Origin of the sequence: Streptomyces glaucosporus, from assembly GCF_039533345.1 — a bacterium.
In the GTDB taxonomy this organism is placed as follows: Bacteria; Actinomycetota; Actinomycetes; order Streptomycetales; family Streptomycetaceae; genus Streptomyces; species Streptomyces glaucosporus.
Map to the genome: position 1 here is coordinate 42235 of NZ_BAAATJ010000005.1, position 25272 is coordinate 67506.

Annotated in this window: 24 protein-coding genes; 13 read left to right on the top strand and 11 right to left on the bottom strand. The window is 75.5% G+C overall.

Going from position 1 to position 25272, the window contains the following annotated elements; all coding sequences use genetic code 11:
- Positions 1 to 17: 17 nt before the first annotated feature.
- From ABD358_RS07985 to ABD358_RS08000, 4 genes are read right to left on the bottom strand one after another with little or no spacing between them, the layout of a single operon-like run.
- On the bottom strand, positions 18 to 1100 hold the full coding sequence (locus ABD358_RS07985; protein WP_344630158.1) for a Rieske (2Fe-2S) protein: 1083 nt from the start codon (positions 1098 to 1100) through the stop codon (positions 18 to 20).
- Entirely contained in the window at positions 1097 to 2104 is a 1008-nt protein-coding gene (locus ABD358_RS07990) for a phytoene/squalene synthase family protein (protein ID WP_344630159.1), read from the bottom strand. The genes ABD358_RS07985 and ABD358_RS07990 overlap by 4 nt, the downstream gene beginning before the upstream one ends.
- Positions 2101 to 3642: a phytoene desaturase family protein gene (crtI, locus tag ABD358_RS07995; protein WP_344630160.1), complete on the bottom strand. Its 1542-nt coding sequence runs from the start codon at positions 3640 to 3642 to the stop codon at positions 2101 to 2103. Before crtI ends, ABD358_RS07990 begins: the two co-directional genes overlap by 4 nt.
- Entirely contained in the window at positions 3639 to 4880 is a 1242-nt protein-coding gene (locus ABD358_RS08000) for a polyprenyl synthetase family protein (protein ID WP_344630161.1), read from the bottom strand. Before ABD358_RS08000 ends, crtI begins: the two co-directional genes overlap by 4 nt.
- Positions 4881 to 5273: 393 nt before the next feature.
- Between ABD358_RS08000 and ABD358_RS08005 the strand changes: the two genes are divergently transcribed.
- Entirely contained in the window at positions 5274 to 5687 is a 414-nt protein-coding gene (locus ABD358_RS08005) for a cupin domain-containing protein (protein ID WP_344630162.1), read from the top strand.
- A gap of 36 nt (positions 5688 to 5723) precedes the next feature.
- On the opposite strand, the gene ABD358_RS08010 is transcribed toward ABD358_RS08005, so the two are convergent.
- On the bottom strand, positions 5724 to 6671 hold the full coding sequence (locus ABD358_RS08010; RefSeq protein WP_344630163.1) for a helix-turn-helix domain-containing protein: 948 nt from the start codon (positions 6669 to 6671) through the stop codon (positions 5724 to 5726).
- Positions 6672 to 6769: 98 nt separating this feature from the next.
- On the opposite strand from ABD358_RS08010, the gene ABD358_RS08015 reads away from it, so the two are divergent.
- Positions 6770 to 7597 (top strand): alpha/beta fold hydrolase, encoded by an 828-nt coding sequence (locus tag ABD358_RS08015; protein ID WP_344630164.1) that lies wholly within the window; start codon positions 6770 to 6772, stop codon positions 7595 to 7597.
- A gap of 11 nt (positions 7598 to 7608) precedes the next feature.
- On the opposite strand, the gene ABD358_RS08020 is transcribed toward ABD358_RS08015, so the two are convergent.
- The 3 genes from ABD358_RS08020 to ABD358_RS08030 form a co-directional block, all read right to left on the bottom strand.
- Positions 7609 to 8298 (bottom strand): HAD family hydrolase, encoded by a 690-nt coding sequence (locus ABD358_RS08020; RefSeq protein WP_344630165.1) that lies wholly within the window; start codon positions 8296 to 8298, stop codon positions 7609 to 7611.
- Entirely contained in the window at positions 8288 to 9310 is a 1023-nt protein-coding gene (locus tag ABD358_RS08025; protein ID WP_425576280.1) for a helix-turn-helix transcriptional regulator, read from the bottom strand. The genes ABD358_RS08020 and ABD358_RS08025 overlap by 11 nt, the downstream gene beginning before the upstream one ends.
- A gap of 144 nt (positions 9311 to 9454) precedes the next feature.
- Complete coding sequence (locus tag ABD358_RS08030) at positions 9455 to 10417, bottom strand: RluA family pseudouridine synthase (RefSeq protein ID WP_344630167.1); 963 nt, start codon at positions 10415 to 10417, stop codon at positions 9455 to 9457.
- A gap of 88 nt (positions 10418 to 10505) precedes the next feature.
- Between ABD358_RS08030 and ABD358_RS08035 the strand changes: the two genes are divergently transcribed.
- Entirely contained in the window at positions 10506 to 11039 is a 534-nt protein-coding gene (locus ABD358_RS08035; protein WP_344630168.1) for a cupin domain-containing protein, read from the top strand.
- Between the two features lie 202 nt (positions 11040 to 11241).
- On the opposite strand, the gene ABD358_RS08040 is transcribed toward ABD358_RS08035, so the two are convergent.
- From ABD358_RS08040 to ABD358_RS08050, 3 genes are all read right to left on the bottom strand, one after another.
- Positions 11242 to 11652 carry a DUF2267 domain-containing protein gene (locus tag ABD358_RS08040; protein WP_344630169.1) on the bottom strand — a complete coding sequence of 137 codons (411 nt, stop codon included), beginning with the start codon at positions 11650 to 11652 and terminating at the stop codon, positions 11242 to 11244.
- Positions 11653 to 11794: 142 nt separating this feature from the next.
- Entirely contained in the window at positions 11795 to 14038 is a 2244-nt protein-coding gene (locus ABD358_RS08045) for a glycoside hydrolase family 3 N-terminal domain-containing protein (RefSeq protein WP_344630170.1), read from the bottom strand.
- 269 nt (positions 14039 to 14307) lie between these two features.
- Positions 14308 to 15513 (bottom strand): glycoside hydrolase family 6 protein, encoded by a 1206-nt coding sequence (locus ABD358_RS08050; RefSeq protein WP_344630171.1) that lies wholly within the window; start codon positions 15511 to 15513, stop codon positions 14308 to 14310.
- 278 nt (positions 15514 to 15791) lie between these two features.
- On the opposite strand from ABD358_RS08050, the gene ABD358_RS08055 reads away from it, so the two are divergent.
- The 10 genes from ABD358_RS08055 (at position 15792) to ABD358_RS08100 (ending at position 25226) form a co-directional block, all read left to right on the top strand.
- On the top strand, positions 15792 to 16166 hold the full coding sequence (locus ABD358_RS08055) for an RNA-binding S4 domain-containing protein (protein WP_344630172.1): 375 nt from the start codon (positions 15792 to 15794) through the stop codon (positions 16164 to 16166).
- A gap of 503 nt (positions 16167 to 16669) precedes the next feature.
- Positions 16670 to 19189 carry a sensor histidine kinase gene (locus ABD358_RS08060; RefSeq protein WP_344630173.1) on the top strand — a complete coding sequence of 840 codons (2520 nt, stop codon included), beginning with the start codon at positions 16670 to 16672 and terminating at the stop codon, positions 19187 to 19189.
- Positions 19186 to 19620 carry a roadblock/LC7 domain-containing protein gene (locus tag ABD358_RS08065; protein WP_344630174.1) on the top strand — a complete coding sequence of 145 codons (435 nt, stop codon included), beginning with the start codon at positions 19186 to 19188 and terminating at the stop codon, positions 19618 to 19620. The genes ABD358_RS08060 and ABD358_RS08065 overlap by 4 nt, the downstream gene beginning before the upstream one ends.
- A gap of 17 nt (positions 19621 to 19637) precedes the next feature.
- Positions 19638 to 20006, top strand: coding sequence for a DUF742 domain-containing protein (locus ABD358_RS08070; protein ID WP_425576281.1), 369 nt, complete (start codon positions 19638 to 19640; stop codon positions 20004 to 20006).
- A gap of 4 nt (positions 20007 to 20010) precedes the next feature.
- Positions 20011 to 20580: a GTP-binding protein gene (locus tag ABD358_RS08075; protein ID WP_425576270.1), complete on the top strand. Its 570-nt coding sequence runs from the start codon at positions 20011 to 20013 to the stop codon at positions 20578 to 20580.
- A 92-nt stretch (positions 20581 to 20672) separates the two neighbouring features.
- Positions 20673 to 21800, top strand: coding sequence for an FAD-dependent oxidoreductase (locus ABD358_RS08080; protein WP_344630177.1), 1128 nt, complete (start codon positions 20673 to 20675; stop codon positions 21798 to 21800).
- Between the two features lie 80 nt (positions 21801 to 21880).
- Positions 21881 to 22786, top strand: coding sequence for a LysR family transcriptional regulator (locus ABD358_RS08085; RefSeq protein ID WP_344630178.1), 906 nt, complete (start codon positions 21881 to 21883; stop codon positions 22784 to 22786).
- A 108-nt stretch (positions 22787 to 22894) separates the two neighbouring features.
- A complete protein-coding gene (locus tag ABD358_RS08090) occupies positions 22895 to 23509 on the top strand; it encodes a cysteine dioxygenase family protein (RefSeq protein WP_344630179.1) in 615 nt (204 codons plus the stop codon).
- The gene (locus ABD358_RS08095) at positions 23509 to 24624 is read left to right on the top strand and encodes a YeiH family protein (RefSeq protein ID WP_344630180.1); all 1116 of its coding nucleotides are present in this window, start codon (positions 23509 to 23511) and stop codon (positions 24622 to 24624) included. The genes ABD358_RS08090 and ABD358_RS08095 overlap by 1 nt, the downstream gene beginning before the upstream one ends.
- A 110-nt stretch (positions 24625 to 24734) precedes the next feature.
- A complete protein-coding gene (locus ABD358_RS08100) occupies positions 24735 to 25226 on the top strand; it encodes a YflT domain-containing protein (RefSeq protein ID WP_344630181.1) in 492 nt (163 codons plus the stop codon).
- Positions 25227 to 25272: the final 46 nt, after the last annotated feature.

Genomic DNA, 25272 nt, shown 5'->3' on the forward strand with positions numbered 1-25272 from the left:
CCCGGAGCGCGGGGCGTTCAGCCGGGGAAGCGGCCCGTGCTGCGCAGCAGCCAGCGCCGTTCGGCGTAGGCGAGGTCGTCGCGCCACAGGCGCGCGGCCGTGCGGCGCACCAGCGGCCGCAGCAGCGGGGCCGCCGCCCGGGCCAGGGCGAAGCCCGGGCGGTCGGAGGTGGCCAGGACCGCCTCGGTCACCGCGGTGCGGGGCCGGCCGCGGTCGTCCGTGCCCAGCGGGGTGGCGTGGGTCTCCACCACCGAGGACGCGCCCTCGCCCTCGGCGATGCGCATCACCACCGTGCGCGGTTCCGGGGCGGTGAAGACCGCCCGCACCGGGACCGCGCCGCGTGCGCCGAGCCTGAAGGCGACCCGGACGACGAAGCGGTCCTCCTCCGGGCCGGCCGGTTCGGCGTCCCTCCCCGGAACCTGCTCCACCGTCAGGTCGGAGAAGGAGTAGGGGTGGAACCAGGCCCCGTGCCAGGGGTCGAGGCGGTTGGCGACGACGTCCTCCGGCTCGCACACGCCCACGGTCTCGGTGACCGCCACCAGCGAGGCGGCCCGCGGCGGCCGGGCCGGGAGCACCGGCTCCTCCAGCGGTTCCTCGCCGCCGGCCGCGTCCAGCCGGACCCAGGCCAGGACGCCGTCGTCGTGGGCGGGGTACGGCTCCCAGCCGGCGGCGCCCCGGCCGTCCAGGGCCAGTCCGTGCCAGTGGCAGACCAGCCGGCCGCAGTGCACGGGGCTCTCGCGCAGGGGCGCCCCCAGGTGGGGGCAGGCGCCGGGTCCGGCCACCAGGCGCCCGGACGTGTCGCGCCAGGCGACCACCTCCGTCCCGGCGACGGTGCGCCCGAAGGAGCGGCCGGGGCGGATCCTCTCCGAGGGTCCCAGGACGTACCAGTTCCCCGAGGGCCGGGCGGCGGCCCGTTTCAGGGCGGCGGCGATGACGGCCGGGGACGCCTCGCGCCAGGTGGGCCGCTGCCCGGCCCAGTCGACCGGGGGCGCCGGCCGCAGGGGCAGGCCGCGCCGCGGGCGGCGGGAGGGGAGGCGGAGGGGGCGGCGGTGCGGGAGGCCGCTCCCCGGCGCGGCGTCCGGCGGCGTGTCGGGTGTCATGGCAGGACGTTCCTCCGGGGGACCGGGCGGGCCGTGTCGGCCGCGTACCGCGGGTGGGCGATGCGGCGGTGCAGCCGGACGGCGGTGAGGCGGGCCAGGCCGTCCAGGGCGACGGCGGCGCGGCGGCGGGCGGGTACGGCGACCCTGCGGTGCAGCACGGCGTACCCGGCGGCCTCGATCCGTTCCAGGATGCCGCCGTAGAGGGTGAACGCCGTGCGGATGCAGGGCCGCGCGACGGGGTCGAGCAGGTCGATGCCGGGAAGGGCGTCGCGGTAGACCGACCGGGTGTGCGCGGCGACCTCGCGCAGCGCCTCGCGCACCCGGGTGTGGCCCCGGCCCGTGTCGCGGCACCAGCGCAGCAGGCCGCGGTCGACGCGGTGCCGGGCGAGGACCTCGCCGGGGAGGTAGACCCGGCCCCGGTCCAGGTCCTCCCCGACGTCGCGCAGGAAGTTGGTGAGCTGGAAGGCGACGCCCAGGGCCGCGGCGTGGGGCTCGGCCTCCTCGCGCGGGACCACGGTGCCCAGCACGGGCAGCATCTGCAGGCCGATGACGGCGGCCGAGCCGTGCATGTAGAGGTACAGGTCGTCGTAGGTGGGGTAGTCGGTGACGTCCAGGTCCATGCGCATGGACGCCATGAAGTCGTGGAACAGCCGGTGGTCGATGCCGTGGACCGAGGCGGTGTGCGCGAGGGCGCGGAGCACGGGGACGGAGCCGTCGGCGTGCGGTCCGGCGCGCAGCGCCTCCGCCAGTTCGCCCTCCAGCGCGGCCAGGGCGCGGGCGCGTTCCCCGGCGGTCGGCGTCCCCTCCAGGTCGTCGACGATCTCGTCCGCCCACCGGGCGAAGCCGTACAGGGCGTGCACGGCGGGGCGGCGGGCGGGCGGCAGGAGGCGGGTGGCCAGGAAGTAGGTCCTGCCGTGGCGGGCGTTGAGTTCGCGGCAGACGGCGTAGGCCCGGCGCAGCCGCGGGTCGGTGATGCCCGCCGCGTCCAGTTCCCGGACGGTCATGGCGTCCTCCTCCCGGCCGCGGGGGCGGCGTGCGCGGGGCGTCCGGTGGTGCGGGCGGGGCGGGGCGGGCCGGTGATGCGCCAGGCGGCCAGCTTGCCGGAGATCAGGACGGTGGGCACGCCGACGCCCGGGGTGGTGCCGCAGCCGGCCAGGACGGCGTTGTCCACGCCCCGCACCAGGTTCCTCGGCCGGAAGGGGCCGGTCTGCCGGAGGGTGTGGGCGACGGAGAAGGGGGTCCCGGCGGCGTGCCCCTGGGCGGCCCAGTCCTCGGGGGTGACCAGGTGCTCCACCTCGATGTCCTCGCCCAGCCCGGTCAGGCCCCGGCGTTCCAGTTCGGCCACGACGCGGTCCCGGTAACCGGGCGCCAGCTCCCTCCAGGGCAGCGGCCCGGTGGCGGTGTTGGGGCAGGGCGCCAGGACGTAGTGGAGGTGGCGGCCGGGCGGGGCCAGGGCGGGGTCGGTGGCCGTGGGCCGGGAGACCAGCAGGGACGGGTCGCTCATCAGCCGTCCGGTGCGGGTCAGTTCGGTGAAGGTGTCCCGCCAGGCGCCGCCGAAGAAGAGGGTGTGGTGGGCCAGTTGGGGCCAGGTGCGCCGGGTGCCGGCGTGGAGCACCACCGCCGAGGGCGAGTGCCGCAGCGGCACCGGGCGGCGGGGGGCGCGTCCCAGCAGGCGGTAGGCGACGGGAAGGTCGGGGGTGAGGACGACCGCGTCGCAGGGGATGCGGCGGCCGTCGCCGGTGTGCACGGCGACCGCCCGGCCGGCCCGTTTCTCCAGGCGCGTCGCCTCGCAGCCGTACAGCAGCTCCCCTCCCGCGTCGCGGGCCGCGCCGGCCAGGGCGGCGGGCAGGGCGTGGATGCCGCCCCGGGGGAACCAGACGCCGGCGACCGTGTCCATGTAGGCGATGACGGCGTAGGCGGCCAGGGCCCGGGCGGGCGGCACTCCGGCGTAGAGGGCCTGGAAGGTGAAGACCCGGCGCAGGCGCTCGTCGGCCAGGAACCGTCTCACCTGCCCCTCCAGCCGTCCGAACCCGCCCAGGGCCGCCAGCCGGGCGAGGTCGGGGTGGAGGAGCTGGAGGGGGTGGTCGATGTTGCTGTCGATGAAGCGCCGCATCTGCGCGCGGTACAGGCGCTCGAGCCACTGCCGCAGCCGCAGGTAGCCCGCCGCCTCGTCCGGTCCGGCGAAGCGGCGCACCTCCTCCTCCATCGCCTCGGCCTCGGTGTGCACCTCCAGGCGGGAGCCGTCGGCGAAGTGGGCGCGGTAGGCGGGGTGCAGGGGCAGCAGCTCCAGGCGCTTGCCGGTGGACTCGCCCACGGCGGCCAGTGCCTCGTCGATCAGGTGGGGCATGGTCAGGACGGTCGGGCCGGTGTCGATGCGGTAGCCGCCGGTCTCCAGGCGTCCGGCCCGGCCGCCGGGCGCGGCCTCCCGCTCGACGACCGTCACGCGGCGTCCCGCGCCGAGCAGGTGGAGGGCCGCGGCGAGTCCGGAGAGTCCGGCCCCGACCACCACGACGTGGTCCGTGCGTCCGCCGAGGGTCCTCATCGCGCCTCCGTTCCCGGCGTCCGCGCCGTCTCGCCGCCGGTGCCCGCCGCCGCCCGGACCATGGCCGCCAGCCGGCGGGCGACGACCGGGTCGTCGCAGACGCGGTGCAGCCGGCGCACGGCGATCTCGCCGAGCCGTTCGATCCTCTCCTCCACGGCGGCGCGCACCCCCAGTCCGGTCAGGACCTCCCGGAAGCGCGCGAGCCGTTCCGGGGTGAGGCCGGGGTCGCCCAGGCTCTCGCGCAGGACCGTGCGGGCCCCCTTGTCGCCGAGCGCCTCGGCGCGGGCCAGGGCGAGGGCCACCAGGTAGGTCGTCTTGCCCTGGCGCACGTCGTCGCCCGCGGGCTTGCCCGTCTGCCGCGGGTCGCCGAAGACGCCGAGGAGGTCGTCCCGGAGCTGGAAGGCCAGTCCGGCGTTGTGGCCCACGAAGCGCAGCGCGCCGATGAGTTCGTCGTCGGCTCCGCCGAGGACCGCTCCCAGGTGGAGGGGGCGTTCGACGGTGTAGAGGGCGCTCTTGAGGTAGGCGACGCGCAGTGCCGTGGCCGCCGAGGGACTGCCGGCCGCCTGGGTGTGCAGGTCGAGGAACTGGCCGGCCACCATCTCGGTGCGCATGGCCCGCCACGGCCCGTGTGCCCCGCGGCGGACCGGCCCGTCCGGGAGGGACTCGGTGAACAGGTCGTCCGCCCAGGCCAGGGCGAGGTCGCCGGCGAGGGTGGCCACCGACGTCCCGTACGTCTCGGGGCTGCCGAGCATGCCGTCCTGCCGGTGGCGGCGGGCGAAGTCGACGTGGAGCGCCGGGCGGCCGCGGCGCAGCGCGGAGTCGTCCATCACGTCGTCGTGGATCAGGGCGCAGGTCTGGAGCAGTTCCAGGGCCGCGGCGGTCCGCAGGACGGCGTCCGCGTCCTCGCCGTGGGGGTCCCCTCCGGCGGCCCGCCAGCCCCACCAGAGGAAGGAGGCGCGCATCCGCTTGCCCCCGCGCAGCGCGAACGCCGAGACGGCGGCGGCGAGTTGAACGCGGAAGGAGTCGTCGACGCGCTCGGCCTCCTCGCACCGCTCGGCCACGTAGCGCCGCAGGGCCTCCTCCACCCGGAGGCGGACCTCCTGGTCGCCGTGACTGCCGTGGGCGCCGCGGTCGCCGTCCCGGGTCTCCTCCGGCGGCGCGGGCCGGGCCGGGCCGGGCGGGGAGTCGTGGACGCGGCGGGGGGCGCCCGGATCGATCGTGGCCATCGGGTGTCTCACGCGGCGTTCCACCTCACGCGGGGTCGGCCGGCGGGGGGCGGCGCCGGCGGGGCCGCGGACGGAGTACGGCTGACGAGCATCGTGGCCCTTCCTCGTCACCATCGGGGTCTCGGGCGGGGGACGGCTGCGGGCGGGTGCCCCCCTGGCAGCGGCCGGAAACCTCTGCCACTCCTCTGCGAGAACTCGTAATAAATCATGCATATCGGTTATCCGGTCGCCGGGAGGCCACGGGGGGCGGACCGGTCGCGCGCCGTCATCTCCACCCGATCGACGCAGGACCGGCGGTGGTGCGGGCGCGGCAGAGTCCTTCACCGGCCGGCCGCGGGAGCGGTGCGGGGCGCGTCCCGGGGGCGCCGGTAGTGCGGCGCCGCGCGGTTGCTAGCGTCCGCGGACATGGAAGACGGCGTGTACGTGGGCAACGCGGGCGAGGACGCGGCACTGGACCGGGGCTGGATCCTCGGGCACTTCAAGGACCCCGGCGACCCCCGCCACAGCGAGGACGTGGAGATCAAGTGGGGTGTCCACCCGCGCGGCGACCGGCGGGCGCGGTGGGTGCGGGGCGAGCGGCGGACGGCCCTGCTGGTCCTGGTGAGCGGGCGCTTCCGCATGGAGTTCCCCGGCCGCGACGTCGTCCTGGAGCGGCAGGGCGACTACGTGGTGTGGGGGCGCGGCGTCGACCACTCCTGGTACGCGGAGGAGGAGTCGGTGGTCCTGACGGTCAGGTGGCCGTCCGTCCCCGGCTACGCGGTGCCCCCCGGCGACGGCGGAGGGGACGGCCGCGACGGCGGGGAGCGGCGGACGGCCTGAGGGCGGCGCCGCCCGCGGGCGGCGCTCCGCTGTTCTTCAGGGGGCCGTCCGGGCGACCTGCGCGTCCAGGGCGGCGCAGAGCCAGTCGTGGGCGGTGCCGGGGTTCGGCTCGGGCGTGCCGGACGGCGGGGTGGTCAGCTCGACGGTGAGCTGCCAGTACCGGTCGATGCGGGGATCCGCGGCGAGCTGGGCACTGAGCCGGCGGCGGAAGACGGGGGTGTCGCGCGTGCCGCGCGAGCGGGCGTAGGCGGAGACGAAGCAGTCGAGCGCCTCGCCCTCGTGGGGAGCCAGTCCCGCCCGCATCCGTGCCCCCGCCAGCGCGTAGGCCTCGCCGAGACCCGCGTAGAGCACGGCCGGGCGCCAGCCCTCCCCGGACCGGTGCGCCGCGGGCTGGCTCCTGCCGGAGCCCGGCGGGCAGGGTCCGGAGACGAGGGCGTTCAGCCGGGCGAAGGCCAGCACCTGGGCCGGGGTCGGGTCCTCCGGCGGCTGCGGGACCGCCTGGTCGAGGATCTCGGAGACCAGCCGGGCCGGGAGCCGCGGAGGGAGCCAGCGCCTCCAGAAGCGGGCCGGCGCGGCCGTGCTGGGCGGGAGGGTCACGGCTCCGACCAGGCGCAGCCGGTCGGCGCGCTCCCCGGGCGCGCAGTCCCGGAGCAGTCGGAGAGCGGCCTCCCGCCAGCGCAGGGCCGCCAGTTGCGAGCCGACCTCCCGCAGCCGCTCCGCGACGGCGTCCTCCAGCGCCTCCTCCAGCGCGCCGTCCTTCGCCAGGACCCGGCCCACCTCCGGGACGGGCAGGTCGAGGGTGCGCAGCGAGCGGATCAGGCGGAGCCGGTCGAGCGCCTCGGGCCCGTACCGGCGGTGGCCCCCGGCGCTGCGGGCGGCCTCGGGCAGCAGACCGCGGTCGGAGTAGAAGCGGACGGTCTTGACGGTGGTGCCCGCCCGCTCGGCGAGCTCCCCGATGCTCCACGTGCTGTCGTCTGCCGACACGGCTTGAACCTCCCTCAGGGGGAGTTCCTACCGTACCGGCGAGCGAGGGCGGCCCCAGCGGCCGGCCGCGCGGACCGAGGCGTGCGAGGGAGGCGTTCATGACGGCCGAGACGGCGTTCGTGCTGGTGGCGGGGGGTCACATCGGCGGCTGGGTGTGGGAGGAGGTGGCCGGCCGGCTGCGGGCGGCGGGAGCCGGAGCGTACCCGGCGACGCTCACGGGCCTGGGCGACCGCCGCCACCTGGCGGGACCGGAGACGGATCTGGAGACGCACATCGAGGACCTGGTCCAGATCGTCGACCACCTGGACGCGCCGAAGGTGGTGATGGTCGGCCACTGCTACGGCATCTACCCGGTGGTGGGCGCCGCCGACCGGCGCGCGGAACGGGTCTCCCGGGTGGTGTACCTGGACTCGCCCCTGCCCGACCACGGCCGCTCGATGCTCGACCAGGTGCGCGACGAGATGGCCGACCGGGAGACCCGCGAACGGATGCTGCGCCAGGCCGAGGAGGCCGAGGACAGCCGGCGGATCCCCCCGCCCTCGCTGGAGGAGTGGCGGACCCTGGGGAATGTCGTCGGCGTTCCCGAGGACGCGCTCGTCCGGCTGGCCCGCCTCTCCGCGCCCCATCCGCTGCGCACCCAGACCCAGCCGCTCCGGCTGTCGGGGGCGGTCGACGGGCTGCCGATGACCGGGATCTTCTGCACCGCCGGCGGCGGGACGACCATCGCCGCGGTCGAGGCCCTGGTGGCGACGGGCAACCCCCGCTTCCGGGCGCTCGCCGAGCCCCGGGCGGGCTTCTTCGAACTCGCCACCGGGCACTGGCCGATGCTCTCCGCTCCCGGCGAGCTGACCGAGGTGCTGCTCCGGGCCGCCGCCGGAGAGGGGTACCGGCTGGACGCCGGCCGCCGGGTCCCGTCCGCCGGGTAGCGGGCCCGGTCTCAGTCCCCGCCGGGCGGGCGGCCCAGCGGGCTGCCGTCGAGGCGGGCGAGGAGGTCGGCGGGGTTCTCGTAGACCTCCACGGCGCCCGCCTCCAGCAGTTCCTGCCGGGTCAGCCCGCCGGAGAGCACGCCCACGCAGGGCACGCCGGCCCTCTCGCACGCGGCCACGTCCCACACGGTGTCGCCCACGAAGACGGCCCGGTCCGGGGGGACGTCCGCACGGGCGAGCGCGGAGGCCACCAGGTCGGGGGCCGGTTTGCTGGCCTCCACGTCGTCGGAGCTGGTCGCGGCGGTCACCGCGTCGTCCGCGCCGACCGCCCGCCGCATCGCCTCCAGCTCGTCGCCGTGCGCGGAGCTGGCCAGCACGACCGTCCAGCCGCGCTCGGCGCAGGCCCGCAGCAGGTCGGCGGCCCCCTCCAGCGGGGCCAGGCGCGGCCAGTACTCGGCATAGAGCGTGCGGTGGGCGGCGCTGACGGACGCGGCCTCGTCCGGGTCGTGGTCCTCGCCGAGGAACCGTTTGAGGAGCTGGTCGCTGCCCATGCCGATGGTCCGGTGGATCAGGGACATCGGCACCCGCCGCCCGGCCTGGCGCAGCGCCTCCCACCAGGCCACGGTGTGGAGGTAGGTGGTGTCCACCAGGGTGCCGTCCACGTCGAAGAGGGCGGCCCCTCGCGTTCCGTCACGGCTCATCCGCGGTCCTTCCGCCGGTGTGCTCCCGTTCCGGTTCCCCGGGTACCCGGTGGTCCGGCGCCCATGGGTGCGCAAGGTCCCCGTCCGCCGCACGGGCGATGCGCCGGGCGAGGCCGCGGGAGTACTCCACCAGTTCGGGCGGGCCCTCGACGGTGTAGGGCACCCCGACCATGGCGAGCGTGATGGCGAGCCACTCCCAGGAGTCGGCGGCCGTGACGTACCGGCAGGTGCGGTCGTCGATCGCCTCCAGCGAGCCGGCTTCCGCCGTCAGCCGCTCGGAGACGACCTCGACGGGCGCGTCGAAGCGCACCACGCCCCGGTGCCGGCTGACGGGGAGCCGGGCGGACGCCCGGACGAAGCCCACCGCCCCGTCCGGCGGCAGCTCGCGCGGGGTGAAGGTGGTGCCCGGCACGTGCGGCCCGGTGATCCGGTCGATGCGGAAGGTGCGCCAGTCCCGGCGGTCCCGGTCCCAGCCGAGCAGGTACCAGCGTCTGCCCAGCAGCACCTGGCGGTAGGGCTCGACCCGGCGCTCGGTGCGCTCGCCGGCCCGGCTGGTGTACGTGAACCGCACGTCCTGGCGGTTGTGCGCGGCCGCGCCCAGCAGGTGGAGGGTGCTCAGGTCCGGCGCGGGCGCGGTGCGGGAGGCGATCTCGGTGGAGGCCAGCACCGCCTCCATCCGGTGCCGCAGCCGGGAGGGGAGGACCTGCTCCAGCTTGCGCAGGGCGGCCTCCGCCGCGCCGGCGGCGTCCTCGGTCTGCGCCGCCGCGGCCAGCCGCAGGCCCACCACGACGGCGACCGCCTCCTCGTCGGTGAGCAGCAGCGGCGGCATGGCCCGGCCCGCCACGAGTCGGTAGCCGCCGCCCGGTCCGGGCACGGAGACCACCGGGTACCCCAGGGCGCGCAGCCGGTCGACGTCCCGCCGCAGGGTGCGCGGCGAGGCGCCCAGCCGGGCGGCCAGTTCCGCGCCCGGCCAGGCGCGCCCGCTCTGGAGCAGGGAGAGCAGCTCCAGCATCCGCGCGCTCGGCCCGCCCGTCCCGCTTCCCGTCTCGCTCACGGTCTCGCTCACGTCTTCGAGTCTGCCGGGAGTCGCGGCCGGAATCCGGCCGCATCCCCCGGCGGCGGGCGGCGGGACGGATCCACGCGCGGGGCGGCTGCCTCACCGGGGCGCCGCGGTCTCCTCCCCCGCCCACTCCCGGTGGGAGGTCCAGGCCGCCAGGGTGCGGCGGCTCTCGAAGCGGCGGGCGCGGCCGGTGAGCGGGTCGGTGAACTCCAGCGACCTGGCGAGCAGTTGCAGGGGGCGGCGGAAGTCGTCCGGGGCGCTGTCGAGGACGGCCGGGTAGACCGGGTCGCCCAGGATGGGGACGCCCAGGCCGCTCATGTGCAGGCGGAGCTGGTGGGTGCGGCCGGTGAGGGGCACCAGCCGGTAGCGGCCCAGCCCGCCGCGGTGTTCGAGGAGCTCGATCCGGCTCTCGCTGTTGGGCTCCCCCGGCACCTCCCGGGCGGCGATGACCCCGCGTTCCTTGACGATCCGGTTGCGCACCGTGCGGGGCAGTCCCAGCTCCGGGTCGTACGGCGCCACGGCCTCGTACTCCTTGCGCACCCGCCGGTCCCGGAAGAGGTTCTGGTAGGCCGCGCGGTACTCGGGGCGGGCGGTGAACATCACCACGCCCGCGGTCAGCCGGTCCAGCCGGTGGGCCGGGCTGAGCGCGGGCAGCCCCAGGTCCCGGCGGAGCCGCGCCAGCGCGGTCTCGGTGACGTGCCGGCCGCGCGGCGTGGTGGCCAGGAAGTGCGGCTTGTCCGCGACGACCAGGATCTCGTCGCGGTACAGGACCTCCACCGCGTACGGCACCGGTGTCTCCGGAAGCAGCTCCCGGTGGAACCACAGGTAGGCCCCGGGCACGTACGGGGCGCCGGGGGCCAGGGGGCCGTCCGCACCCCAGACACGGCCCTCGCGCAGCATGGCGTCGACCTGTCCGGGGTCCACCGCGGACGACAGCCGGTCGACCAGGTGGTCCCGGACGGTCGCCCAGGCGCCGTCGGCGGGGAGTCTGAGGCGGACCGGGTCTATTCCGTGCCGCTGGGGCAGGGGGGAGGGCGGTACCGCGCGTCTGTTCCTCATCGCGGGGCCCAAGCCTAGGGGCTCCGTTGCGGGTCCCCGTCCGGGGCGGCCTAGGATCGTGGCGCTCGCACACGTCCCGGAGGTGCCGGTGTCCCCTGAGACCCCCCGTGTCCTGACCGACCTCGGCGACCTGGCCGGCCGGGCGTCGCCGGAGCGGAGCGGCGCCCTGTGGCGGCTCGCCGAGCCGGGCCGGCAGCTCGACTCCAATCTGGTGCGCCTCCCGCCGGGGGCGTCCGTCGGCGAGCACGCCGAGGACGACCTGGACGTCCTGCTGGTGGTGATCGCCGGCGGCGGGGAACTCGAGGACGGCGCGGGCGGGCGGCTGGAGCTCGCGCCCACGGCCGTGGTGTGGCTGCCGCGCACCTCCCGCCGGGCGCTGCGGGCGGGACCCGGGGGGCTGGTGTACCTGACCGTTCACCGGCGGCGGCCCGGGATGACCGTCCGCGGTCCCGCCTCCGGCCCGTCCGCCGCGCGGCGGGAGCCCGCCGGGGGCGGGGAGGGCGGCGAGCCGCCGTGCATGCTGGACCGGGTGTGCCCGGCGTGCGGCCGGCTGAACGAGCGGGCGGGCACCGCCGTCTGCGAACGGTGCGGCGAACCGCTGCCGGACGGCCCGGAGGGCTGACCGGGCGGGCGCCCGTCAGGCCCGCTGGCAGCTGTACAGGAGCAGCAGCAGGACGGCCGTGCCGACCAGGCTGAACAGCAGCGAGCCGAGGCATCCGGCCCGGTTGGAGAAGAAGACGAACACGGTCACCGTCTCAGGGGTCGTCGCGCGGGCGCTCCGGCCCGGGCCGGGGCGCCGGGGCGGGATCCGTCACCGCCCTGTGTCACGCGTGCCCGGAGCTGCCGGAGAAAAGCATCCGGGCGAGGTCGTCGTCCAGGGCGGGGCGGATCTTCGCCGAGCACGTCCCGCTGGTGGCCTCGTCGACGACCTCGATGACGCACCGGGCCTCGTGCATGGCCTTGGGCCGGTCGGCGGAGGCGCGGCGCGCGACGCGGTCGAAGAACTCCTGGGTGCTCATCCGGGTGCCGGTGTCCGGTTCGTCCGGTGCGTGCGCCACCCTGCGCAGGTGCTCGCCCACCTCCCGTGGGAGCTGGGCCGCCAGTTTCTCCGCCACCGTCGCCGGGACGCGTTCCGCGAGGGTCTCCAGGCTGGCGCGGGTGGCGGTCTCGGCGGCGCCGACGCTGTCCAGCCGGGCACGGGCCTGGACCTGTCCGAGGAAGGTGTCGTACCGCATGGTTCTTCCGTCCCTTCTTCGCTGACCAGGGCCCGGTACCCGGGCCCCGGGAACGGAAAACCGGCGAATCGCCCGCCCCGCGTCCCCGCCCCGGCCCCCTCCGCCTGTGACGGGGACGGAGGAAGCCGGGGCGGGCCGGCGGTCAGACGCCGGTGCAGGTGATGGCCGGGACGGCCGGGGAGCCGGTGGCGGTGAAGCCGAACGTCGCCGAGGCCCCCGGGGCGAGTTTCGCGTTCCAGCCGGCGCCGGTGACGGAGACGGTGTCCCCGGTCCGGGTGAGCGTGCCGTTCCAGACGCTGTTGACGGTGAGGGGGCCCGGGGGCGTCCACTCCGCCTTCCATCCGTCGAGGGGCGCGTCCCCGGTGTTGCGGACCGTCACCTCGGCCTGGAAGCCGCCGGACCACTGGCTGACGACCCGGTAGTCGGCGGTGCACACCGGATGCCCGGGGCCGTCGGGGTCGTCCGGGACATCGGGGTCGTCGGGTTCGTCCGGGGCGGTGCCGGTGTAGGTGAGCCCGTGTCCGAAGGGGAACAGGGCGTCCTTGCCGTCGCCGTCGTTGATCGGCTGCTGGCTCGCGGACCGCATCCAGGTCACCGGCAGCCTGCCCGTCGGCGCGTAGTCGCCGTAGAGCACGTCGGCGACCCCGGCGCCCTCGGTTCCGGGCAGCCAGGCGGCGAGCAGCGCGTCCCAGTCGCCGATCCGCGCCGCGATGTCCAGCGGCCGCCCCGAGACGAGCACGACGACGACCGGCACCCCGGAGGCCTTCAGCCGGGCCAGGGTGTCCAGGTCCTCCTGGTCCAGGCCCATCGAGCCGGGCCGGTCGCCCTCCATCTCCGCGTACGGCGTCTCGCCGACCACGGCGACGGCCACGTCGTAGGAGCCGTCGATGCCGTTGCCGTGTCGGTCGTAGACCACCCGCGACGGATCGGAGGCCACCGACCGCATCCCCTCCAGGATGGAGGTCCCGGGGGTGATGTCGCCGCTCCCGCCCTGCCAGGTGATGGTCCAGCCGCCGCTCTGGTGGCCGATGTCGTCGGCGTTCTTGCCCGCCACGAAGACCTTGGCCGATTTGCCCAGCGGCAGTGCGCCGCCGGAGTTCTTCAGCAGCACCTGGGACTTGCGCACCGCCTCGCGGGCGAGCCGGCGGTGGGCGTCGGAGCCGATGCCGGCGGTGTAGGAGCGGTCGGTGTAGGGGTTCTCGAAGAGGCCCAGTTCGAACTTCTTGGCCAGGATGCGGCGGTTGGCGTCGTCGATGCGCTCCATCGGGACCCGCCCGGCCCGCACCTCGCCGCGCAGCAGTTCGATGAACCTGCGGTAGTCGTGCGGCACCATCACCATGTCGATGCCGGCGTTGACCGCGTCCCGCACCTCGGCGGCGGTGAACCCCTCCCGCCCGTCGAGCTGGTCGACGCCCGCCCAGTCCGAGACCACGAAGCCGGTGAAGCCCAGCTCGCCCTTGAGGACGTCGGTGATCAGGTAGCGGTGGCCGTGCATCTTGACGCCGTTCCAGCTGCTGTAGGAGACCATCACGGAGCCCACGCCCCGCTTCACCGCCTCCCGGAACGGCGGCAGGTGGACGGCGCGCAGCTCGGCCTCGCTCAGTTCGGTGTCGCCCTGGTCGCCGCCGGTGGTGCCGCCGTCGCCGATGTAGTGCTTGGCGGTGGCCAGGATCGAGCCGGGGGCGTCGAGCGAGGCGCCCTGGAGGCCGTCGATCAGCGTGGTCATCGCACCGGGCAGTTCGGGCGTCTCCCCGAAGGACTCGTAGGTGCGTCCCCAGCGGTCGTTGCGGGCCACGCACAGGCAGGGTGCGAAGGTCCAGTCGACGCCGGTGCCGGAGACCTCCTCGGCGGTGGCCCGTCCGATCCGCTCCACCAGTTCGGGATCGCGGGCGGCCCCGAGCCCGATGTTGTGCGGGAAGATCGTGGCGCCCCGCACGTTGTTGTGGCCGTGGACGGCGTCCACCCCGTAGATCATGGGGATGCCCAGCGGGGCGGAGAGCGCGGTCCGCTGGAACGAGTCGTACATCTCCGCCCACGCCTGGGGCGTGTTGGGACTGGGGGCGGATCCCCCGCCGGAGAGGACGGAGCCGATCCGGTAGGCCGCCAGGTCCGACTGCGTCCTGAGCGCGCTCCGGTCGACCTGGGTCATCTGGCCGATCTTGTCGTCGAGCGTCATCCGGGACAGCAGGTCCTCGACGCGCTCGTCCACCGGCAGGGCGGGGTCCTCGTAGGCGGGCGGCGCCTCGGCCGGTGCCGCGGGGGCGGCGCCGAGGGTGCAGGCGGCCATGACGGTCACGGCCGCTCCCGCGGTGAGCCGCCGCAGCCTGCCCCGCATCGTCGTCCGTCCGGCGGGGCCGGGGGTCCCTCTCGTCGTCCGTCTGGTCACGGTGTCGTCCTTCCGGTGGGGCGGGGAGAACGGGTCCGGGGTTCCGGCGGCCCCGGTCCGGGTCGCCGGTTCCGGTCCGGACGGTTCTGCCCGGGCTGCCTGGTCGCCGTGCACGGTTCCCGAACGCTCGGGATGGCCGTCCGGCCCCGGCGGAGGAGACACCGGGGCCGGACGTGGAGCCGGTTCGGCGGCGCGCCCTCATCGCGCCGCCGAACCGGGTGTTCCCGGCCGGGGCTCCAGGAGCGGCGGGCCCCGGCCGGGTGGCCGGGTCAGGGGCGGATCGCCGGCTCCGCGTTGCGGACCAGCTCCAGCGCCTGCTCCGGGAACCAGTGGCCGGCCGGCGGGTCGACCGTTCCGCGCACGGGGTCCTCCGGTCCCTCGGTGCCGCGCAGGCACTCGCCGTCCGACTCACCGGGGATCTTGATCCACAGGCGGGCGTCGTTCAGCGGGTCGCCGGTGCGGGTGGTCGGGCGCTTGCCCAGGCCGCGGTCCGGCGGGTTGCACCAGTCCTGCGGGTCGGGGTACTGGTCCGTGTCCGGGTACCAGGGGCCCCGGCCGTTGCGGCTGGTGTCCGTCACGAAGTGGGGCTGGTCGGACGGGTCGGCGGTGACGTTCTCGTCCAGCCACGCCCGGGCGTCGTCCTCGTCCCACCACTGGTTGGGGCAGGAGGCCGGGTCGCCGCCGTCCAGGGTGTGCTCCAGGCAGCCGGAGACGAGCTTGCCGTACCAGTCCAGTTCGTCGTCGGAGCGGTAGTTGGAGGCGTTGAGGTAGAAGCCCCTGGTCTTGGCCACCCCGGCCTCGACCAGCCTGGGCACGATGGCGTTGACGCTGTGCCAGTTGCTGTGGCCGGCGTCGAGGTAGACGGTCGTGCCGGGCAGGGCGGTGAGGGTGTCGACGGCGTGGCCGATCTCCTCGTAGCGCGCGGCCGTCAGGGTGCCCTCGTCGTCGTCCTGGCCGCAGTCGGAGGGGAGCAGGGCGAGGGAGTCGGGTTCGAGGACGACCAGCGCCTTCCGGTGGCCGATGCCCCGGGCGACCTCCTCGATCCACGCCTTGTACTCGGCGGTGTTCGCGGCGCCGCCCGCGGAGTACTGCGAGCAGTCGCGTCCGGGGACGTTGTAGAGGGCCAGCACCGGCAGGGCGTTCCGGCGTGCGGCGTCCTTCACGGTGCGGCGGATCTCGTCCCGGATGCGGGTGTCGTCCCCCTTGCCGTCGAACCAGACGGCCTGGGGCGTGCCGATCATCCGCGCGACGCCGACGGCGTCCCGGTACTTCCCCGCCTTCACCAGTTCCCTGATCTGCTGGTGGGCGTCCGGGTTGGCGGGCGGCACGTACAGGCGCGTCTCGCGCTGCTTGCGGTTCCGTTCGCCCTCACCCGCGGTGTCGGCCGCGCCGGCCGTACCCGGTGTTCCGGCGAGCAGGCCCAGCACGGCGGCGGTTCCGGCCGCGGCGAGGGCCCCTCTTCTGCGTCTGTGCACGGTGATTCGGCTCCTGACGTGAGCGGCTCGGCGGAGCTCTCCCGTCGCGGACCGGCCCGACGGCCCATGGGAGCGCTCCCAAGTCTGCTGCCAGACCTTCCTCCCGACAGCGCCGCGCGTCAAGACCCCGCACTCCGGTTTTCCGCACCGGCCGCCCCCGCCCCGTCAACCGCACCCGTACCGCCGTTGCGAAGGCGAAGGCATGAACGCCTCCCCTGCCCGGGCTCCCGGTCCCGCGTGCCCGCGGCCGGGGACGCCCCTCCTCTAGAGTCAGGGGTATGGCTGCAGACGAGGGGAGCGTGCGGATCGACAGCTGGATCTGGTCCGTCCGGCTCACCAAGACACGTTCGACGGCCGCCGCCGCCTGCCGCGGCGGCCATGTCCGCATCAACGGGGAGAGGGCGAAGCCGGCCCAGCCGGTGCGGCCCGGGGACGAGGTACGGCTCCGCCACCTCGGCCGGGAGAGGGTCGTCGTCGTCAAGCGCCTGGTGCGCAAGCGGGTCGGCGCGGCGATCGCGGCGGAGTGCTTCGTCGACAACAGCCCGCCCCCGCCGCCTCCCGAGCACGTCGCCCCGGTCGCCCGGCGCGAGCGCGGCGCCGGACGCCCGACCAAGCGGGAACGGCGCGAGATCGAGCGGCTGCGCGGCCGCTGACACCGCGCGGCGGGCCCGGGGTGCCCGGAGAGGAGGGGCCCGGCGCGGACCGGGGCCGCGGGCCGCCGTCCGTCACCACCGCCGTCCACCCCGTCCCGCCCGCCCCGGACACCGCTGATTCGCAGTAGGGAAGGCAAAGGTCGGATCGGAGCGACGGGAAAACCCGGCACCGCCGCTCCACCGCGTCCCGGTGCGGGCGGACTCCCGGAGCCGCTTCCCGGCCGCCGCCGGGCATCCCCGGCGGCGGCGCCCCGGCGGATCCCCGCCGCCCTGCCCCGTCCGGCCTCGTCCCGCGCCCCGGCCCGGTTGCCCGCCGTCCGCCCGGCGCGGCCCGGCCCACTGCGGGAGGGGTGACGGAAAACGCCTGTTGACGGCACATCACGGGATGCGGTGCGGGCCCCCCCGCGTGTTCCTTTCGACAGGTTGTATGACTAACATCGCCCCATCCTTCGCGCCGCCCTCACCAGCGGCGACCCACCGACATGATCCACTGCTGGGGAGAGATGGCACTGCGCGTACGTGTGCCCGGACGGCGACAGGGACGGAAGAAGAGCCCGCTTCGATTTGGCTCGTTCCGAACGGCCCTGCTCATCCTGGCGATCATCCCCAGTCTCGCCCTGATCGCCCTCTGGTCGGCCAGCACCGCCGAGCTCGGACGCGACTGGCGGACGCAGCGGGAGGAGAAGGTCCTCGCCGCCCGGGCGGGCATCCCGGCCAACAAGGTCTACTTCAACCTCCAGGAGGAACGGCGGCTCAGCGCCGAGGTGCTGGCCCGCCCCGACGACGCCTCCCGTGCCGCCCTGCGGAAGCAGCGGGCCCTGACCGACGAGGCGCTGGACTCCTTCCTCGCGCTCTCCGACATCGAGACCTCCGACGCGTCCGAGGAGCTGCGGGAGGCCGTCTCCCTCGCGCGCGTCGACATGCGGCGGATCGACGAGATCCGCGAGGCCGTGGACGACGGGTCGGCCACCCAGACCCAGTCCTTCCGCTACTTCACCGAGCTGATCGCCGTCGACCTGCGGATGTTCGAGGCGATGAGCCGTTCGGAGAACAGCGAGGTGACCGCCCGGGCCCGGGTCCTGATCGACCTGTTCTGGGCCAAGGAGATGCTCTCCCGCGAGGACGCCGTGCTCGCCCGCGGCTGGGGCGTCCGCCGGCTCACCGAGGGCGAGCACGACTACCTCTCCGAGTGGATCGGCGCCCAGCAGGTCATGCTGGAGAGCAGGATCGAGCCCCACCTTCCCCCCGACGACCTCGCCCTCTACCGCCGGATGGTCACCAGCGGCGCCTGGCAGACCAAGGACGACGTGGAGCGGACCCTGCTGGGCGCCCACTCCCACGACGGCAGCGCCGGCATCCCCCTGCCCGCGGTGGAGAAGGAGTGGCGGCAGACCGTCGACGCCATCAACCCCCAGCTCCAGAAGCTGATCACCAACCGCACCCTCGACGTCAACCGGATCGGCCAGACCGCGCTCGACGCCCTGCTGGGCCGGCTGATCACCCTCAGCGCCATCGGCCTCGGCGCGGTCCTCCTCGTCGTCGCGCTCAACGTGTGGATCACCACCGTCCTGCGGCGGCGGATCTCCTCCCTCCGCGAGGAGGCGCGGGAGCTGGAGACCAGGCTGCCCGAGGTCGTCGAACGGCTGCGCCGCGGCGAGACCGTCGACCTCGACGCCGAGGTGCGCGAGACCGCCCGCGGCAACGACGAACTGGGCCGGCTCGGGCAGGCCCTGGACCTCGCGCGCCGCAGCGCCGTCGAGACCGCCGTGCGCGAGGTCGAGCAGCACCGCGGCTTCGAGCGCCTCCTCCAGCGCATCGCCCGCCGCACCCAGCTGCTCATCGGCCTCCAGATGAAGAAGCTCGACGAGATGGAGCGCCGCCACGAGGACCCGGAGGTCCTGGAGGGCCTGTTCGACCTCGACCACCTGACGGCCCGTCTGCGCCGCTACGAGGAGAACCTCGTCATCCTCGGCGGCGGCCAGCCGCAGCGGCGCTGGCGCAAGCCCGTCAAGATGCTGGACGTGCTGCGCGCCGCGCTGGGCGAGGTCCAGGACTACCGCCGCATCCAGATCGAGGTGCAGGGCCGGCCCTGGCTGACCGGCCGCGCCGTGGGCCCGGTGGTGCACGTGCTGGCCGAGCTGATGGAGAACGCCGCCGCGTTCTCCAAGCCCCCGGCCCCCGTCGAGGTACGGGCCGGCATGGTCGGGGACGGCCTGGTCGTGGAGATCGAGGACCGCGGCCTGGGCATGGAGCCCGAGATGCACGAGCAGCTCAACCGGTTCGTCGCCGAACCGCCCCGGATCGACGTGCTCTCCCGCGCCGACGACGCCCGCCTGGGCATGTACGTGGTCGCGCGGCTGGCCTCCGGGCTGGGCCTGGGAGTGGAGTTCCGGCCGTCCGTGCTCGGCGGCACCCGGGTGGTCGTGCGGATCCCCGCCGAGCTGGTCACGGACGCCCCCGAACCCGCCGACGACGCCCCGTCCCGGGAGGGGAGCGGCGGACGCGGCAGGACCGGCGGGCCCACCAGACGCGGGAACGGCGAGGACGGCGGGGGCACGGCCGCGTCCGGCGGGAAGTCCCCCGCGGGGCTGCCCACCCGGTCCCGGGGCCGGGCGATGTCCTCGGTCGTCCCCTCCGCCGTGGGCCCGTCGTCCGGGTCCGCCTCCGAACCGGCGTCCGCCGGGTCCGCGCACGGCGGCGCGGACTCCCCCGGCGCCGGCGAGGAGACGGCGGGCGGGCACCCCGCCGCAGACTCCGGCGGCGCGGACGCGGCCAGGCCGCTGCCCAAACGGGTCCGCCAGGCCAGCCTCGCACCCGAGCTGAGGAAGCCGGCCCGGCGGTCCGGCGCCTCCGACGAGGACACGCTCACCCTGCGCCAGGAACCCGCGCGGTCCGGTGCGGCCATCGGCGCCTTCCAGCGCCAGTCCCGCATCGCCCGGCAGCGGGCAGCCTCCGATGCCACCCCCCCGACCGGCGGCAGCACGCCGGACCACAGCCGACCCTCAACGGAAGACCGAACATGACACAGCGAACCACCGCCACCAACCAGGACCTGGACTGGCTGCTGGACGGTCTGGTCGAGCAGGTGCCGGGCACCCGGCACGCCGTCGTCCTGTCCGACGACGGGCTGGTCGTCAGCCAGTCCAGCGCCATCGAGCGGACCGACGCCGAGCGTCTGGCCGCCATCGCCACCGGTCAGCAGAGCCTCGCCCGGGGGATCGACGAGCTGTTCGACGGCGGCCCGGTGCAGCAGGTCATCGTGGAGCTGGCCGACCTGTGGCTGTTCATCACGGCCGCGGGGAAGGGCACCCACCTGGCCGTCGTGGCCTCCCAGGACGTGGACGCCGAGGTGATGGCCGTCGCCATGCACACCCTCGTCCAGCAGGTCGGTCAGAAGCTGGGCACCGAGCCCCGGACCGGCGCGTCGGCCTCGGGCGGGGGTGGACGTGGGTGAGCCACTGGACGGACCGTCTGGAGTCCGACGACGCCGAGGACTCACTGGTCCGGCCGTACACGATCACCCGCGGCCGCACCGCTCCCCAGCGCGACGACCTCACGCTGATCACGGTGGTGACGACGGTTGAGCCCGGCGACGGCCGGGCCGCCGCGCGGCGGCTGGAGCCGGAGCACCGGGCGATCCTGGACCAGTGCCGCACACCGGCCGCCGTGGCGGAGATCGCCGCCGAGCTGGATCTGCCCGTGTCCGTGACGAAGATCCTGATCGGCGACCTGGTGTCGCTCGGCAGGGTGACGACCCGTCCGCCGCTGGCGGCCGAACAAAGTGGGGGACTGAACGTGGAACTTCTGCAGGCGGTGAGGGATGGGCTCCAGAGACTCTGACGGCATGACGGGCCCCGTGGCCGTGAAGATCCTGATCGCCGGCGGCTTCGGGGTGGGGAAGACCACCATGGTCGGCACGGTCAGCGAGGTGACGCCGCTGCGCACCGAGGAATACCTGACCGAGGCCAGCGTGGGGGTCGACGACACCGGCGGACTGGCGTCGAAGGCCACCACCACCGTGGCCCTGGACTTCGGCCGGATCACCATCAACCCCGAGCTGGTGGTCTACCTGTTCGGCACCCCGGGCCAGGAGCGCTTCTGGTTCATGTGGAACGACCTGGTCAACGGTGCCCTGGGGGCGGTCGTCCTGGTCGACACCCGGCGGCTGGAGGTCAGCTTCGCCTCCATCGACTTCTTCGAGAGCCGCGGCATCCCCTTCGTGGTGGGGGTCAACTGCTTCCACGGCCGCTGCGAGCGGACCGCGGAGGAGGTGCGCGAGGCCCTCGACCTCGACCCGGACGTCCCGCTGCTGATGGGGGACGTCCGGAGGCAGGAGGTGGGCCGGGACCTGCTGCTCGCCCTGATCGACCTGCTGATGTCCCGGACCGCGCCGGTCGGCGCGTCCTCGGCCTGACCTCCCCGCCCCGTCCACTCGTCCGGGCCGCCCGTCCGGTCCGGCCGGACCGGACGGGCGGCCCCGTTTCGGAAGACCTCGGAAAGGAAGCCATGTCCTCGGCCCGTACCGTCCTCATCGTCGGAGGCGGCACCTCCGGAAACTCCCTCGCCGTCCTGCTGCGCCGCGCAGGCGTCGGGGTCGACCTCGTCGAGGTCTCCTCCGACTGGAACGTCCACGGCTCCGGCATCACCCTCCAGGGCAACGCCCTGCGGGTGCTGCGCGAGGTGGGCGTGTGGGAGCGGGTCCGGGAGCAGGGGTTCGGGTTCGACACCCTGGGGATGACCGCCCCGGACGGCACGGTGCTCCACGTCGCCGAGGACCTGCGCACCGGCGGCGGGGACCTCCCGGCCACCCTGGGCATGCGGCGCCCGCAGCTCCAGCGCGTCCTCACCGACGCCGTGCGCGCCTCCGGGGCCCGCGTCCGGCTGGGCTGCACCGTCGAGTCCCTGGAGCAGGACGGCGACGGGGTCGACGTCCGGTTCACCGACGGCACCGCCGGGCGCTACGACCTGGTGGTCGCCGCCGACGGCCTGAACTCCGCCACCCGCGCCATGATCGGCATCGCCGACAGGCCCGAGCCCACCGGCATGGGCATCTGGCGGGCGGCCGCCCCCCGTCCCGCCGGAGTGGAGCGCACCGACCTGGCCTACGGCGGCCCGGCCTACATCGCCGGCTACTGCCCCACCGGCGAGGACTCCCTCTACGCCTACCTCGTCGAGCCCGCCCGCGACCGGGCCGACGTCCCGCCGGAGTCCCGTGCCGAGGAGATGCGCCGCCTGGCCGCGGGCTACGGCGGCCACTGGAAGGAGATCCGCGACTCCATCACGGACCCCTCCCAGGTCAACTACACCTGGTTCCACCGCCTCCTGGTCGAGGGGCCGTGGCACCGCGGCCGGGTCGTCCTCGTCGGCGACGCCGCCCACGCCTGCCCGCCCACCCTCGCCCAGGGCGCGGCGATGTCCCTGGAGGACGCCCTCGTCCTCGCCGAGCTGCTCACCTCCCACGACGCCTGGGACGACGCCCTGCTGACCGGCTACCGGGAGCGCCGCATGCCCCGGGTGCGCATGGTCGTGGAGAACTCCGTGCAGCTCGGCGCCTGGCTGCTGGAGGGGGTCCGGGACGCGGACGTGCCCGGGCTGATCGGCCGCACCATGGCCGTGCTCGCCGAGCGTCCCTGAGGCCCGCCCGTCCCGCCGGGGTGCCGAGGGGACCGGAAACACCCCCTTGGCACCCCCCAATTTCCGTTTATCGTTCCGCCATGTTCGATTCGCGGCACATACGGACCTTCCACGAGGTGGTCCGCACCGGTTCCTACTCGGCTGCGGCACGGAACCTGGGCTACACGCAGCCCGCGATCACCCAGCAGATGAAGGCGCTGGAGCGGTCCGTGGGCACGCCGCTGTTCCTGCGGGTCGGACGGCGGATGCGGCTCACCGAGGCGGGCGAGGCGCTCTCCCGGCACAGCGCCGCCATCCTGGACAGCATGGCGGCCGCCCGGCAGCAGATGGCGGCGCTCACCGGGCTGCGCGCGGGACGGGTGCGGGTGTGCGCGTTCCCCAGCGCCGGGGCCACGCTGGTGCCCGAGGCGCTGGCCCGGCTGGCGGCCGGCCACCCCGGGGTACGGGTGGAGCTGCAGGAGAGCGAGCCCCCCGAGTCGCTGGAGCGCGTGGTGCGCGGCGAGTGCGACATCGCCCTCGCCTTCACCTACCCCGGGCTGCGCGAGCAGGTGCCCGAGGAGCTGGTGGAGGTTCCGCTGCTGGAGGACCAGCTCACCGTGCTGATGCCGGCCGGGCACCCCATGGCGCGGCGGCGGGCGGTCCGTCTCGCGGACCTGGCGGACGAGCGGTGGATCGCCGGCTGCCTGCGCTGCCGCACCAACTTCCTCCACGAGTGCGCCGAGCTGGGCTTCGCGCCGGACATCGTCTTCACCACCGACGACAACCTCGTGGTGCAGAGCCTGGTCGCCGAGGGCCTGGGCATCGCCATGATGCCGGGGCTGGTGCTGTCCTTCCTGAGGCACCGGAAGGTGACCGGGCGGGCCCTGGAGCCGGCGGCGCGGCGCCGGGTCTGCGCGTACGCGCTCCGCGAGCACCTGCGGATACCGGCCACTTCGCTGGTGCTGGAGGAGCTGAAGGCGGTGGCGGCGAACCGGGTCGGCCGCTGAGCGGCCGGACCGCGGCCCCGCCGCCCCCGGCGATCCATAAGCGGAATGTGGGGGACGGCGAAGAAATCGTCGTTGGACGTGATGGAACGGCCGCGCCAGGCTGCGGTCATGGCTGCTCCGACCTCCTCTCCCACCGCTTCCGTCACCGTCTCCGGCGCCTCTTCCGTCCCCGGCGCCGCGCCGCGGACGACCGGCCGCCTCGCCCGTCTCGTCGAGGACATCCGCGAGGTCGTGGCGCTGGGCTTGCCGCCGGACCTCACCGCGCACCTGGTCGGCGAGAGGCTGGCGCCCCATCTGGGCGCCGCGGACCTGCTCGCCGACGAGCACCGCGAGGGCGACCCGGGGCGCTACCGCCAGCACCTGCTGCACGCCGAGGCCGACGGCGGCTTCTCCGTCGTCGCCCTGGTCTGGCTGCCGGGGCAGAGCACCTCCGTCCACGACCACGTCTCCTGGTGCGTCACCGGGGTCCACGAGGGCGAGGAGCACGAGCGCCGCTACCGGCTCCTGCCCGCCGCGGGACCGGGCGGGAGGGCCCGGCTGGCCGCCACCGGCGACGTGGTGAACCCCCGGGGGGCGGTGTCCGGCTTCGCCCCGCCGGGAGACATCCACCGCGTGTGGAACGGCGGTTCCCGCAAGGCCGTCTCCCTCCACGTCTACGGCGCGGACGTCTCCCGCCTGGGCAGCAGCGTCCGCCGGGTCTACGACCTGCCGGCCGACCGCTGATGGCACTGCTCGGGGAACGGCCGCGACGGCACGCCGGGGACCGCCCCTCCCCCGCTCCCCTCGCCGCCTCCTCCGCCTCCTCCGCCTCCGCGCGGCGTCCGGCGCCCGGCGCGCTGCCCGGGCTCGCGCTCGCCGGGTGCGGCACCGCCGCGGCCTGGGGCGTGCACCTGCTGCTGCCGGGTGTCCCGGTGCTGACCGCGGCGGTCGTGCTGGGCATCGCCGCCGCGCACCTGCCGTGGACGAAACGCCTGGTGGCGGACGCCGGACGGCCGGGCCTGTCCCTGGCCGGGCGGCGGCTGATGCGGGCCGGGGTGGTCCTGCTGGGGCTGGAGCTGGGCCTGGGCGACGTACTGGGGCTGGGCTGGGCGACCGTCGGCCTGGTCCTGGTGGTCGTGGCGGCGACCTTCTCCGGCACGCTGTGGCTGGGGCGCCGGCTCGGGCTGCCCGGCGACCAGCCGCTGCTGGTCGCCGCGGGCTACTCGATCTGCGGGGCCTCCGCGATCGGCGCGGTCGGCCAGGCGCGCGGGAGCGACGAGCGGGACACGGCCGCCTCCGTCGCCCTGGTGACCCTGTGCGGCACGCTGGCCATCGCCGTCCTGCCGCTGCTCCACCACCCGCTCGGCCTGGACGCCTCCGGGTTCGGGCGGTGGGTCGGGGCCGGGGTGCACGACGTGGGCCAGGTGGTGGCGGCCGCGCAGACGGCCGGGCCGGTGGCGCTGCGCGAGGCGGTCGTGGTGAAGCTGATGCGGGTGCTGCTGCTGGCGCCGCTGGTGGCCGCGGTGGCCGTGGCGGCCGTACGGCGCGGCGGGCGGGGACGCCGGGGGGACGGCCGGGCCCCGGGCGGCGCCGTGCGGCGGCCGGCGCCGGTCCCGCTGTTCGTGGCCGGGTTCCTGGCGGCGGTCGCCGTGCGCACCGCCGGCCTGCTCCCGTCCGGTGTGCTCGGCGCCGCCGCGACCGTCAGGGAGATCGTCCTGGCCGCCGCCCTGGTGGGCCTGGGCAGCGCCGTCCACCTCCCCTCCCTCGCCCGCTCGGGCGGCCGGCTGGCCCTGCTGGGGGCCGGCGCCTGGGTGGTCGTCGCGGGGGTGTCCTACGCCGGGGTGCTCCTCACCTCCTGAGCCGTCCGGGCGCGGCGCCCGCCCCGTCCGGCGGCCCGGGCTCCCGCCCATAAAGCCGTATCCGCCGGGCAGGCGGGCAGTAGCGCGCTTGCACGGAAGGAGTACGCGATATGGCCAATATCGACCCGAATCCGCCGAACCCCATCAGCGACGCCTGGAACACGGTCGCCAGCTACTCCGCCTACCAGGACGCCCAGACCGCGGTCGACCGGCTCTCCGACGAGAGGTTCCCCGTGGAGCACATCGACATCGTCGGGTCCGACCTGCGTCTGGTCGAGCACGTCACCGGGCGGATGACCAAGGGGCGCGCGGCCGGTCTCGGCGCCGCCAGCGGCGCCTGGTTCGGTCTGTTCATCGGCCTGCTGGTGGGCCTGTTCACCCCCGGCCCCGCCTGGCTCGGGCTGATCCTCGGCGGTCTCCTCATCGGCGCGCTGTGGGGGGCGGTCTTCGGTTTCGTCGGCCACGCGGCGACCGGGGGGCACCGCGACTTCTCCTCCACCCAGACCCTGGCCGCCGCACGCTACGACGTCATCGTGCGCGGCGGGCTCGCCGACCGGGCCCGGGGCATCCTCCAGCGCGAGGGCCTGACCGGGACGGCCTGACCCCGCGCCCGGTCCCGCCGGGCCGGCCGGGGCGGCGCCCGGCGGG